This window comes from Cedecea davisae, assembly GCF_044095835.1.
Lineage (GTDB): Bacteria > Pseudomonadota > Gammaproteobacteria > Enterobacterales > Enterobacteriaceae > Cedecea > Cedecea davisae.
The window spans coordinates 93,475-105,255 of the sequence record NZ_CP172054.1 but is presented as its reverse complement, the minus strand read 5'-3'; the positions used below and the strand labels follow the sequence as shown (position 1 = coordinate 105,255).

At 55.7% G+C, this 11,781-nt stretch carries 11 protein-coding genes and 1 pseudogene; 8 read left to right on the top strand and 4 right to left on the bottom strand.

Annotated features, from left to right (window positions below):
- Positions 1 to 82 precede the first annotated feature (82 nt).
- Together ACG1VR_RS00915 and ACG1VR_RS00910 are read right to left on the bottom strand one after the other, a co-directional pair.
- Positions 83 to 1,189, bottom strand: a complete 1,107-nt coding sequence (locus tag ACG1VR_RS00915; RefSeq protein ID WP_395489965.1) for a T6SS immunity protein Tli4 family protein — start codon at positions 1,187 to 1,189, stop codon at positions 83 to 85.
- Positions 1,186 to 2,715, bottom strand: a complete 1,530-nt coding sequence (locus tag ACG1VR_RS00910) for an esterase/lipase family protein (RefSeq protein ID WP_395489964.1) — start codon at positions 2,713 to 2,715, stop codon at positions 1,186 to 1,188. Before ACG1VR_RS00910 ends, ACG1VR_RS00915 begins: the two co-directional genes overlap by 4 nt.
- Positions 2,716 to 2,844: 129 nt before the next feature.
- Here ACG1VR_RS00910 and ACG1VR_RS00905 point away from each other — a divergent pair, with 129 nt between their 5' ends.
- Positions 2,845 to 2,988, top strand: coding sequence for a type II toxin-antitoxin system HigB family toxin (locus tag ACG1VR_RS00905; protein WP_395489963.1), 144 nt, complete (start codon positions 2,845 to 2,847; stop codon positions 2,986 to 2,988).
- 53 nt (positions 2,989 to 3,041) lie between these two features.
- Positions 3,042 to 3,233, top strand: a pseudogene (locus ACG1VR_RS00900) (type II toxin-antitoxin system HigA family antitoxin); the annotation flags it as partial.
- Between the two features lie 6 nt (positions 3,234 to 3,239).
- Here the strand turns inward: ACG1VR_RS00900 and tusA are convergent.
- Positions 3,240 to 3,485: a sulfurtransferase TusA gene (tusA, locus tag ACG1VR_RS00895; RefSeq protein ID WP_395489962.1), complete on the bottom strand. Its 246-nt coding sequence runs from the start codon at positions 3,483 to 3,485 to the stop codon at positions 3,240 to 3,242.
- Between the two features lie 174 nt (positions 3,486 to 3,659).
- Between tusA and ACG1VR_RS00890 the strand changes: the two genes are divergently transcribed.
- The 3 genes from ACG1VR_RS00890 to ACG1VR_RS00880 all read left to right on the top strand — a co-directional run bounded on the left by ACG1VR_RS00890 (position 3,660) and on the right by ACG1VR_RS00880 (position 6,136).
- On the top strand, positions 3,660 to 4,325 hold the full coding sequence (locus tag ACG1VR_RS00890) for a 7-cyano-7-deazaguanine/7-aminomethyl-7-deazaguanine transporter (RefSeq protein WP_016538599.1): 666 nt from the start codon (positions 3,660 to 3,662) through the stop codon (positions 4,323 to 4,325).
- 72 nt (positions 4,326 to 4,397) lie between these two features.
- Complete coding sequence (locus tag ACG1VR_RS00885; protein WP_395489961.1) at positions 4,398 to 4,955, top strand: DcrB family lipoprotein; 558 nt, start codon at positions 4,398 to 4,400, stop codon at positions 4,953 to 4,955.
- 131 nt (positions 4,956 to 5,086) lie between these two features.
- Positions 5,087 to 6,136: an AI-2E family transporter gene (locus ACG1VR_RS00880; protein WP_172568813.1), complete on the top strand. Its 1,050-nt coding sequence runs from the start codon at positions 5,087 to 5,089 to the stop codon at positions 6,134 to 6,136.
- A gap of 7 nt (positions 6,137 to 6,143) precedes the next feature.
- On the opposite strand, the gene ACG1VR_RS00875 is transcribed toward ACG1VR_RS00880, so the two are convergent.
- Complete coding sequence (locus tag ACG1VR_RS00875) at positions 6,144 to 6,785, bottom strand: FMN-binding negative transcriptional regulator (protein ID WP_395489960.1); 642 nt, start codon at positions 6,783 to 6,785, stop codon at positions 6,144 to 6,146.
- Between the two features lie 96 nt (positions 6,786 to 6,881).
- On the opposite strand from ACG1VR_RS00875, the gene ACG1VR_RS00870 reads away from it, so the two are divergent.
- From ACG1VR_RS00870 to ACG1VR_RS00860, 3 genes are all read left to right on the top strand, one after another.
- Positions 6,882 to 8,411: a PLP-dependent aminotransferase family protein gene (locus ACG1VR_RS00870; RefSeq protein WP_395489959.1), complete on the top strand. Its 1,530-nt coding sequence runs from the start codon at positions 6,882 to 6,884 to the stop codon at positions 8,409 to 8,411.
- The gene (locus ACG1VR_RS00865; protein ID WP_039898919.1) at positions 8,389 to 8,994 is read left to right on the top strand and encodes an ATP-dependent Clp protease proteolytic subunit; all 606 of its coding nucleotides are present in this window, start codon (positions 8,389 to 8,391) and stop codon (positions 8,992 to 8,994) included. Before ACG1VR_RS00870 ends, ACG1VR_RS00865 begins: the two co-directional genes overlap by 23 nt.
- 176 nt (positions 8,995 to 9,170) lie before the next feature.
- On the top strand, positions 9,171 to 11,738 hold the full coding sequence (locus tag ACG1VR_RS00860) for a TonB-dependent hemoglobin/transferrin/lactoferrin family receptor (RefSeq protein WP_395489958.1): 2,568 nt from the start codon (positions 9,171 to 9,173) through the stop codon (positions 11,736 to 11,738).
- Positions 11,739 to 11,781: the final 43 nt, after the last annotated feature.

Below are 11,781 nucleotides of genomic sequence, written 5' to 3'. Positions count from 1 at the left end.
GGATTGTTACTCGACGAGCAGGGGCAAGAGTGCCCCTGTACAATAAGCAACTGCGCTCCGTTTAATCCGGCTAACACCTCGCTCAGAACGCGTTGTCCCTGACACGGAAAGAGCGCGTGATGCGATCCCATATTTCCACCAGTTCGGCATCGCTGTACGCTGGCGGTGGAAGAGCATGATTGCTTAACGTAAGGTCAATAATTGGATGGCGGGTATCCACTATTTTTTCATTAGCTATGACGTTAAAAAGCAGCTGTGCGGAGGGATTATCAGGAAATTTATCTGACGGGGCAGTATTAAGCCATTCGTCAGCTTCAAAGCCGGCTATCTGCGTTTTGTCTTTGCGTAAAGTCCGCGCATTGATCCCCGTCAGGTAGGGCTGAATTTCATTACTCCGCTCCAGCATGCTCGCTGGGTCGCCAAGATAGGTATTGGTGGAAACCGACAGGGAAAAGACTGAATTATGCGGATAAATAAAAGTAATATCTTCTTTTGGTTTCCCATTTCCCTCGCGGATAAACCCTTCCGAAATACAGGTTCCCGGCTGCGTCGGGATCTCATCATCTTTTCGCCCACGCAGGCGGGACATTAAATCCTGTAGTTCCGCCAGTTTTTGTGGCTTGGTGTTAAGCTGGCTTTCCTTCATGCCTCCGTTCAAATAACTAATCCTGTCCTGCTTATATTTAGGATCCGATACATCCCTTATTTCGGAGGTCAGTATGAACGCTACCCCGTCAATATACAGATGCCCTTCCAGAATGCGCCCAAACCCCGCTGCACTTCCATTTTTATTGCGATCAAATATCACCGCATTCTCGCTCAGGCGGTATACCTGCTTGAGGAAAGGTCCATCGATAGCGTCAACAGTATGGCTGTTTTTCAGTGCCTCCTCCCGCAGCCGGATACGCTGCTCAAACGGTGGCCGGTAGAGCCGTTTGCTGCTGATACTCACCTCATTAATCTGCGCCCGGTCCGTCAGGGTGTTTTCAAAAGAGGCCGGAACCTCAAAGACATAACGCCCCACGCACTGGGCTTTGGTGGTGGCAAACAGGGTATCGACCATACGTTTTTCCTTGTCCGTTAACGCTGGCGGCGTGTGCACAAACGTCACATAGTTGTGAAGATAATATCCTGCTGCCAGCAGCAGTATCACCAGCGGAATAAGCAGTTGAAGAGAGATTTTTTTCATGGGGCTGGCACCTGTTGCGCGATTTTCACCACAGAGCGGACGGTGAACACAAGGGCATCAGACAGGTCGCTGTAAATTGAACGGGAGCGGTCCACGGGGTCAACAGCATAGGCCCCTTCATGGTCAACATCGGTTGCCAGTACCCCTCGAATTCGGGGTGAGGTGGTCCGGATGGCAGTGAGAGGTACCGTGCCGTCGCCGGGGGTTCCGGCAGAGATCAGCTCGAAGGTTTTATCTGCATCGTGCCGGTACGTCGGCGACGACGGCACCGAATACCCCCTTGCCGGCACTTGCGGCAGAAAATGACGCACTTTCCACGTCAGGAATGCATCAGATTTATGATCGGCACTGGCACCGTAAAACAACCAGGTCTGGGGATGGTATTTACCGTTCAACTTGTCGATGAATTTTTTAACATCTACCTTTATCCGATCCTGATAAGCTTCCCACTCACTGCCGGTATCCCCCAGCAGTAAATCCTGCTCACACAGCCGCCACCAGGCCGTTTTATTCAGGTAAATTTCCTCATACGGGTCGCTCACCGGCAGGGACACTTGGCGACTGCTGCCCTCAATTTTTAGCCAGCCCGGTCCATAAGCCACGCCCGGTAGCAGCTGTAACGGACCGGGGGACTGAGCCAACACCGGCATCAGCTTTTCTGCATTATCCCCAATTATCATCCCTATAATGCCCCGCTCACCGGTTTTCATGCGCCGGTACGCCGCCGGCGAGCCGAGATCCGGCATCACGCCGTGCACAATCCCCAGAATGTTGCTCTGACCCTTTATGTTTTCTGAGTAGTGTCGGGCAACCAGCCCCCCCATTGAGTGGGTGACCAGAATGACTTTGTTCACCGCCAGGCGCCCGTGATAATCCCCCAGCACCTTACGGATATACGCCCCCAGTTTCTCTGCCGAATCCGCATTAGACTGCAGCCAGTTGTAACCAAAAACGTGCAGCGGATATAAAAACCTGTGGCCGTGTGCCGTTTCTGCTTCCGTCAGCACTTGTTCCACCGGTTCGTCACCAATCCTGACGCCGGTAAAACGCTGCCGTGCCGTCTGCTGCTGCGCTTCACGGAAGTAATTCTCCGTCAGAATATCGTCGTCACTGAGCAGGTACTGCAGCCGGTCAAGCGCTTCTCCGTAGCTTTTGTAAAACGCACTTCCCCACCCCCGCTCCCGTCGCGAAGGGAATTTATTGCCATCAGCCCGGTCATTGACAATCTCTCCGCTGTCATCAACCATCGTGGTCTTCTGATCCAGGAGTTGCTTTCTTTTCTTCGCGTTAGCCAGCGGCCACTTTTTAAGCGATGAAGCACTGAACTGCCAGACCTCACCATCGTCATTCTTCAGGTTTGACCCCATCACCCCCGGAATAAAAATCACCGGGATCACTTTTACCGGCGGTATAAGGCAAACCGCCATGTGATTTTTTTCTTTGGGATGGTAAGTGAGATCGTAATTAACTCGTCCGTTTTCATCCCAGATGGGACGATGGTAAGAGCGGTTTTCGTTGTCATCCATGCATTAAGCTCCAGTTATTCTCCGTTGGAAACCGTACCATCCCCATCATACTCTGAGCCATACTTAACACAAATTACCTCTACAGAGGCGATTTGGGGTGCATAATCCCATGTACTATAAGCGCATTATTTGACCCAGAACGTAGGGTACACTGCATATTGTGAGGAAGTACAAAATATCGCCAGAAATAAAATCAGGCTTATTACGCATATATTTTTTACCCGCCAGAAGTTCTACGTTCGCCATATCATCACGCACAGCGAATATATGTGATTTGCTGAAACACACCGTGGAGAGAAGAAAGAATTGCTGAAGAGGTGGGGCTGGCAATCCCCGCAGGCGTGGCCATGCTGAAAACCTTGATGGAGCACCACCAGCTAAAACAGAGTGACTTTCAGCAGGAGATTGGCAGTAAATCAATGGTGTCCCGAATACTGAAAGGCGAACGGCAGCTAACCACCGAACACATCCGTCGGCTTTCCCGGCGCTTTGGCATATCACCTGCCCTCTTTTTCTGAGGGATATCAGTGGCTCTTACGCAGCAAATAGCGGTAAGGCAGAGCGTCGGTTTCGCTGGCGACCAACTCGTGCTCCATAAAACGGCAGAAGCCGGGGATGTCACGCGTGGTTGCCGGGTCGTCGGCAATCACCAGCAGAGTTTCGCCTACGGGCATGTTGCGCACGGTTTTGCGCACCATCATCACCGGCTCCGGGCAGCGCAGCCCACGGGCATCCAGCGTATGATCGGGGGTTGCGAACAAATCGGTCATAGCAGTCTCAAGTCGTGAAAAATCGCGCTAGTTTACGCCGGGTAAAATCTGGCGCAAGCCGCGTGAACGATTGCGTTAAAATTAACCATTGCAATGAAAAGCCAAAGCAGTATCATCCCCGCGCTTTACATTTTTGACTGGGTTCCCTCACCCCACTACTAAAAAGGCTACAACATGATGCAGTTCAGCACTCGTCAGCGCACTAATGCGCTGTTTTGGCTATCGCTATTCCATTTGCTGGTGATAACGTCCAGCAACTATCTGGTACAGCTTCCGGTGTCGGTATTCGGCTTTCATACCACCTGGGGCGCGTTCAGCTTCCCGTTTATCTTCCTGGCAACCGACCTGACGGTACGCATTTTTGGCGCGCCGCTGGCACGTCGCATTATTTTCGCCGTGATGATCCCGGCGCTGGTTATCTCCTACGGCATTTCCGCCCTGTTTTATATGGGCAGCTGGCAGGGATTCGAAGCGTTAACCCATTTTAATCTGTTCGTCGCCCGCATCGCGATTGCCAGCTTTATGGCCTACGCACTCGGCCAGATCCTCGACGTACACGTCTTTAACCGCCTGCGCCAGAACCGCTGTTGGTGGCTTGCGCCTACCGCTTCAACGCTGTTCGGTAACGTTAGCGATACGTTGTCGTTCTTCTTTATCGCCTTCTGGCGCAGCCCGGACGCGTTTATGGCCCAGCACTGGGTAGAAATCGCCGTGGTCGATTACTGCTTCAAAGTCCTTATCAGCCTGATTTTCTTCCTGCCGATGTACGGCGTACTGCTGAACATGTTGTTGAAACGCCTCGCAGATAAATCCGAAATCTCCGCGCTACAGCCTGGTTGAGGGCGGCCAGAATTTCTTGTGTTAAGATGCAAGAATTAGCCTTTTGGCTTGCTAACGGAAAGGAATAACGCGATGCGCAACCTGGTAAAATATGTCGGTATTGGCCTGCTGGTAGTGGGTCTTGCCGCCTGTGACAACAACGACAGCAAAACCGCCACCGCCGGTAGTCCGGCAGCAAGCAGCGCCAGCGGCCAGCCGGTAGAGCTGCTGGACGGTAAGCTGAGCTTTGCTCTGCCTGCGGATATGACCGACCAGAGCGGCAAAGTGGGCACTCAGTCCAATAACATGCACGTTTACTCTGACGCCACCGGCCAGAAAGCGATTATCGTCATTGTCGGGGATAACACCACCGACGACCTGGCCGCGCTGGCAAAACGCCTGGAAGATCAGCAGCGCGCGCGCGACCCGCAGCTTCAGGTTGTGACCAACAAATCGATTGAGATTAAAGGCCACGAATTGCAGCAGCTGGACAGCGTTATCTCCGCTAAAGGGCAGACCGCCTGGTCCTCAATCATTATTGGGAAAATCGACGATAAACTGCTGACCATGCAGATAACGCTGCCTGCGGACAACCAGCAGCTCGCCCAGACCAGCGCGGAAAACATCATTAATACCATCACCATCAAGTAATATCTGGTGGATGAATAAACGGCCTCGCAACCTGCGGGGCCTTTTTTTACCTGCATTTTCAGACTGACCGCCACCCCCCGGTTCCGGGGAAGCACTACACTAAAAGCATCTTTTCCTGACTGGACGTCTCAATGACCGCCCCACAACTCGATAAAACCGGGCTACACATTCTGCTCAAACTCTCCGCTCTGGTGATTATTCTCGCCGGTATTCACGCCGCCGCCGACATCATCGTCCAACTGCTGCTGGCGCTGTTTTTTGCCATCGTTCTCAACCCGCTGGTCACCTGGTTTATGCGCCGGGGTTTTAGCCGCCCGCTGGCCATTTCCATCGTGGTGCTGGTGATGATCATTGCGCTCACGCTGCTGGTTGGCGTGCTGGCAACCTCGATGAATGACTTTATGGAACAGTTGCCGCAGTTCAATAAGCTGCTGACCCAGAAGGTACGAGAAGTCGAGCACGCTATGCCGTTCCTCCACCTGCCGCTGTCGCCGGAGCGCCTGCTGCAAAAGCTGGACTCCGACAAGCTGATGACCTTCGCCACCGCCTTAATGGCCGGGCTTTCCGGGGCGATGGCCAGCATTCTGCTACTGGCAATGACGGTGATTTTTATGCTGTTTGAGGTGCGCCACGTACCTTATAAGCTGCGCTTTGCGCTGGCTAACCCGAAGATCCATATCGCCGGAATGCACCGCGCGCTGAAGGGCGTGACCCATTACCTGGCGCTGAAAACCTTTATCAGCCTGCTGACCGGGATAATCGTCTGGCTGGGGCTGAAGCTGATGGGCGTGCAGTTCGCGCTAATGTGGGGCGTGCTGGGTTTTCTGCTCAACTACATTCCCAATATCGGCTCGGTTATATCCGCTATTCCGCCGATGATTCAGGCCTTCTTGCTTAACGGCACTTATGAAATGCTGATGGTGGGCGCGCTGTTCCTGGTGGTACACATGGTGCTGGGCAACATTCTCGAGCCGCGCATGATGGGACGCGGGCTGGGCATGTCCACCTTTATCGTGTTTCTCTCGCTGCTGTTCTGGGGCTGGCTGCTCGGCCCGGTAGGAATGCTGCTTTCGGTGCCGCTCACCAGCGTGTGTAAAATCCTGATGGAGTCTACCCAGGGCGGCGCGAAGCTCGCCATTCTGCTCGGCCCCGGCAGGCCAAAAAGCCGGCTGCCGGGGTAACAGAGGCCTATTCCGAACGCCTTTTTGCGATGCTGGCCAACATGGCCTCGCCTATGGCCAGCTCGCCTTTTGCCATCAGCCCTTGCGCCGCTCCGGCCTGGTCAGCCAGTTTCTTATTCTGGCCGAGCTTGGTCTTGCCGGTTAGCTCGCTCACGGCAATCTCCAGCCCGACCACGGCCTTAACCATCGCCTCAATAAATTCCGGCGGCGCGTCGCTAATCTGCCAGGGGATTTCCATCTGCGCTTCCTGCTGGCGTGTCAGGCTGGCTATTTGCTGTAACACAAAATCAGCCTCATCCCGCACGGTTATCCTGCCGCGCGCCTGCACCACCTGATAATTCCATGTCGGCACCTCTTTATGGTGCTCCTGCTTGCCCGGGTACCAGCCCGGCGAGATGTAGCCCTGCGCCCCGCGAAACACCACCAGCACTTCTTGCTCTGGCTGGAGGTTGCGCCATAGCGGGTTGGCCCGGGCGATATGGGCGCGCAGCGTTGTTCCGCCGTCCGGGTTCAGGCAAAGCTCAAAGGGAATATCAAAGGCCTCCAGCGAGCCTTCAACCTGAGCCGCCAGCAGCCCCAGCGGATTAGCCCGAATGAGATCGTAAAGCGCCGGGCGCTCCTGCTCCTGGAAATGACGAGGAAGATACATTTTAACTCCTGAACCCGCGGTGATTTACCCCAGCTTATGGCTAAAGTGGTTTATGATGAAGAACCAGATTCAGCTAATAATGCCGGGCCACATTCCATGTCACGCAAAGCCAGAGCCACCGAAATCCCCGCCATTGGCGAACTTGACCGCCAGGCCGGGCAGCTTAGCCTCCAGCTTGCGAAGGCGCTAAAAAACGCCATTCATAAAGGCGAGCTGAAAAGCGGCGACCAGCTCCCCTCCACCCGCGTTCTGGCGGGCGCGTTAAGCCTTGCACGCGGCACCGTGCTGGAGGCCTTCGAACAGCTGGTTGCCGAAGGCTTTTTAGAATCAAAACACGGCTCCGGCACCCGCGTTGCTTATGCCCCGGAAGGCCCTCACCCCGCCCTCAAGGAGACAGCCGGGGCAAAAATCCCGCTGTCCGCTCAGGCACGGGCTTTTGCCAAAGTTGGCGACCAGATGAAAACGCTCGCTCCTGAACCTTTTGCTGTTTCGGTGCCAACCGGCGATACCGCCCCGGACGACATATGGCGCAGGCTCGGCAACCGGCTGCGCGCTCGCGGCCCCGGCGCACCTTCAGGCTATGGCGACCCGCAAGGCGCGCTGGTGCTGCGGGAAGCAATATGCGAGTACGTTCGCAAGTCCCGCTCGGTACGCTGTAGTGCTGATCAGGTGATTATTACCTCCGGGAACCAGCACGGCCTGTACCTCACGCTGCAAATCCTGCTGGACGCCGGAGACACGGTCTGGATGGAGGAGCCGGGTTATCCGGGCGCGACTTCGCTGTTTGAGACCATGTTCCGCGACCGAAAAATGGTCAGGGTTGCGGTCGATGAAGAGGGCATGGACGTTGAATCAGGGATAAAGCTGGCTCCCCACGCCAAAGCCGCCTTTGTGACGCCTTCGCATCAGTACCCTCTTGGCATGCCGCTCAGCATGTCGCGCCGTGCCGCGCTGCTGGAATGGGCGCAGGCTAATCAGGCCTGGATAATCGAGGATGATTACGACAGCGAGATGCGCTATGCGGGCCACCCTTTTCCGGCGCTACAGGGGCTGGGGCCGGATAACGTTATCTACCTCGGCACCTTCAGCAAAATTCTGTTCCCGTCCCTGCGCCTCGGCTACGCGGTGGTGCCGAAGCAGCTGGTTCCGGCCTTTTGTGGAGCACGTATCCTGACGGACAGGCAGCCGCCGGGAGCCGATCAATACGTGCTGGCAAGTTTCATTTCGGAAGGCCATCTCGACCGCCATCTGCGAAAAATGCGCGGCGTTTACGCCGAAAAACGCCGGGTGCTGATGGCCGCGGTCAACGAATATATCGCGCCGGAGGTGGCATGGTTACAGCCCTGCGATCAGGGTATGCACATGGTGCTGTGGCTGCGCGACGGGCTGGACGACCATCTGATTGTTGACCGGGCAATGCAGGCCGGGGTTGCGGTACGTGCGGTGTCGCATATGTTCACCCCTGAAAACCGTAAATCCGGCATCCTGCTTGGGCTGGGAGGCTACAGCGACGAAGAGATAGTCCGCGCCGTGCAGCGGCTGAATGAGGTGCTATGCTTCAGTGCATCCCTGATTACGCCACAAAACCGGCAGGAGCCTGATTATGCTAACATTTTTAGAAAATGATGATTCTGAAGAGAAAACCGCCCCGTCCAATGTGTCAGGGTTAATGCAGCAAAAGATGCTGGATTCACGTTCGATTATTATTTCGGGCGAGATAACCCAGGCCATCACTAAAGAAGTCGTTTCCCAGCTGTTGCTGCTGCAAAGCATTAACGACAAGCCGATTAAACTTTACCTGAATAGCCAGGGCGGCCACGTTGAGGCGGCGGACACCATTCACGACGTGATTAAGTTCATCAAGCCTGAGGTGCATATCATCGGCACCGGCTGGGTTGCCAGCGCCGGGATCACCATCTTCCTCGCGGCGGACAAAAAGCACCGCTATTCGCTGCCAAACACCCGCTTTATGATCCACCAGCCGCTGGGCGGCGTGCGCGGCCAGGCGACGGATATTGAGATTGAGGCCAAAGAGATTATTCGCATGCACGAGCGGGTGAACAAAATGATCTCCGATGCCACCGGCCAGCCGCTGGAGAAGGTCAAGCAGGACACCGACCGCAACTACTGGATGTCGCCGAAAGAGGCCATTGATTACGGCATCGTCGGCAAAATCATCACCAGTTTCGCGGAACTGAATATCGACTAGCCCATAGTGAACCGCCTCCCCGGCGGTTCACTCCCGCCAGCATCAACCCAGAAACGGCGGCTGGCGTGAAGATAAGAATTAATCTCATCGGATAACAACTTTTTTCTGCCTGATTTCCCGTCTCGCGTGACCTCTCTGATGCAGTGTTTATCGTTATTCACCTTCAGGGATACATCATGACCACAAAATATAACGGAAAGGCTACGGCCATTTCCGGGGCCACACCGCCTGCGGCGCAGAAGTTCCGGCTTCGTCGCCCCTACCTTGCTTTGGGAGCGGCCCTCTCCGGCCTGCTTATCTTGACCACCAGCCTGCCAGCGGCATCCTGGGCGGCACAGCAGCCAGCCGGAGCGGTAACCATCTCCTTCGCCGTGCCTGCCGGGCCGCTTAGCGGCGCGCTCCAGACTCTGGCAAACGACGCCAACGTAATGCTCGTTTTCACGCCTGAGCAAACCAACAATAAAACCAGCCAGGGTCTGCAAGGCAACTATTCGGTCGAAAATGCGTTTGACCGCCTGCTGGCGGGAAGCGGGCTGCGGGCCGTGCGCGAGGGGAATGGCTACCGGCTGATAAACGTTAGCGTGGCGCAGACACATGCCGCGCCGATTATCATCCCGGAGCTCTCCGTAGTCAGCGGCCAGCAGGACAGCGTGGTTGCCGGGCGCTCAACGCTGAAGAAAGAAAACATCGAGCGTATTCAGGCCGACAACGTGGCCGAACTGCTGGATAAGCTCCCCGGCGTTTCTTCCGCCGGTTCTCCTCGCCCCGGCGGCCAGAGCCTGAACATCTGGGGCATGGGCGGGATGGAGGACATCAAAGTCACGCTGGACGGCGCGCCGAAAGGCTTTGAGAAATACCGCCAGGGCTCGGTCTTTATCGAACCCGAGCTGATTAAACAAATAGATGTCGATAAAGGCCCGTTCAACCTGGCTAACGGCAACGGCGGCTTTGGCGGCAGCATCAAGATAGTCACCAAAGACGCGGCCGACCTGCTGCTGCCCGGTGAAGATTTTGGCGGCATGATGAAATACAGCTACCACACCAATGATAACCAGAACATTTACAGCGGCGCGCTGTACGGCAGAACGCCCGAAGGATTTGCCGATGGCCTGCTGTACGTCAACAAACGCGACGGCGGCAATATTACCCGGCCCGACGGCACGCATTTTGACTACTCCGCCAATCGCCAGGGCACCTGGCTTGCAAAAACCAACCTCTATCTGACCGACTCGCAAACTCTGACCCTCTCGGCTATGCGCTCAGCGTCCGACGGCTGGCAGCCGTTCGCGGCAAAACGCGATGATATTGCGGCCCCCAGCCAGGCGGATATCGACAAATACGGGCTCAATGAAGCGTGGCGTCGCAAGCTGGTTTACCGCAATCAAACCGATGAAAACTACTCGGTCAAATGGAACCTGGCTCCGGCGGATAATCCGTGGATAGACCTCACGCTCAACTACGCTTACTCCAATACCAAACAGCACGACACCCGCCCGAACAGCGCCTCTACGGCCAGCTATCTGGGTACGCTGGGGAATGAAAGTTGGGTGGACTATAAAGACAACCTGGTGGAGATAAGCAATAAAAGCCGCTTCAGCACAGGGCCGGTGGACCACCTGCTGGAAGTGGGCGCAAGCTGGCATAAAAATAAGCGCGACACGTTAATGTACTACCCGAGCTACAAGAAGAATCCGGCCTATAACTACGGCTATTTCCAGCCCTACTATATGTCCGCCGGAGAGCAGCAAACGCGCGGCCTTTACCTTCAGGACAGCATGACGCTCGGCAGCGTCACCGTTACGCCGGGCGTGCGTTACGACAGCGTGAGCAACACCGGGCAGCCGAATATTGCCCCGATGTATAACAACAGCAATCCTAAATACGGCCACGACTACAGCACCAAAAGCTATCACGGCTTTACGCCAGCGCTTGGCGTAGTCTGGAAAGCGACGCCGAATGTGTCGCTGTTTGCCGATATCACCCGCACCTGGCGCGCGCCGACGATTGACGAGCAGTACACCGTGCAATATGCACAGTCTAACGTGCCCAGCACCAGCCGCGACCTGAGCGTCGAGAAGATAAACAGCATCCGAACCGGGATGATCCTTAACTTCGACAACGTGCTGGCTGACGATGACAGCGTGCAAATCCGCACCACGGTGTTCCGCAACCGCGGCAAAGATGAAATCTTCTACCGCCGTGGGGTCCTGTGCCAGGCGCAGTCTGTTAAAGGAAACGCAAACTGCGGCACGCCGCTGTCAAACTACCGCAACCTGCCGGGCTACACCATTCAGGGGCTGGAAATCGAATCGTTTTACGACAGCAAACGCCTGTTCGGCAGCTTCTCTTTCTCCACCATTCGCGGCCAGCGTGATGCTTCTCCGCGCGATCCATGGGGTGAAAAAACCTGGCTGGCAGAAATCCCGCCGACCACCGCGCACACCCTTGTGGGCGTAAAAGTGCCGGAGTGGAATATGGCCTTTGGCTGGACAACGGACCTGGTTCGCAAGCAGGATCGCTCCCCGCAGGACGGCGACCCGTTAGCCGGAGTCTGGGCGCTACCTAAGACCAGCGGCTATGCGTTACAGGGGCTGTTTGCCACCTGGCAGCCGGAGCAGATTAAAGGGATGGAAGCCCGTATCGCCGTCGATAACCTGTTCAATACCGACTACTACCCGTACCTGGGCGAGTCCGTCTCCGGGATCGGCCGCAACTTTAAACTCAGCATTTCACAGAAATTCTGACCCTTCACCGGCAGCGCTCATCGCAGCACTGCCGGTCTTCCTT

Coding starts and splice junctions, on each gene's coding strand:
- ACG1VR_RS00915 (WP_395489965.1), bottom strand. CDS start 1,189: ATGAAAAAAATCTCTCTTCAACTGCTTATTCCGCTGGTGATACTGCTG.
- ACG1VR_RS00910 (WP_395489964.1), bottom strand. CDS start 2,715: ATGGATGACAACGAAAACCGCTCTTACCATCGTCCCATCTGGGATGAA.
- tusA (WP_395489962.1), bottom strand. CDS start 3,485: ATGACCGATTTGTTCGCAACCCCCGATCATACGCTGGATGCCCGTGGG.
- ACG1VR_RS00890 (WP_016538599.1), top strand. CDS start 3,660: ATGATGCAGTTCAGCACTCGTCAGCGCACTAATGCGCTGTTTTGGCTA.
- ACG1VR_RS00885 (WP_395489961.1), top strand. CDS start 4,398: ATGCGCAACCTGGTAAAATATGTCGGTATTGGCCTGCTGGTAGTGGGT.
- ACG1VR_RS00880 (WP_172568813.1), top strand. CDS start 5,087: ATGACCGCCCCACAACTCGATAAAACCGGGCTACACATTCTGCTCAAA.
- ACG1VR_RS00875 (WP_395489960.1), bottom strand. CDS start 6,785: ATGTATCTTCCTCGTCATTTCCAGGAGCAGGAGCGCCCGGCGCTTTAC.
- ACG1VR_RS00870 (WP_395489959.1), top strand. CDS start 6,882: ATGTCACGCAAAGCCAGAGCCACCGAAATCCCCGCCATTGGCGAACTT.
- ACG1VR_RS00865 (WP_039898919.1), top strand. CDS start 8,389: ATGCTAACATTTTTAGAAAATGATGATTCTGAAGAGAAAACCGCCCCG.
- ACG1VR_RS00860 (WP_395489958.1), top strand. CDS start 9,171: ATGACCACAAAATATAACGGAAAGGCTACGGCCATTTCCGGGGCCACA.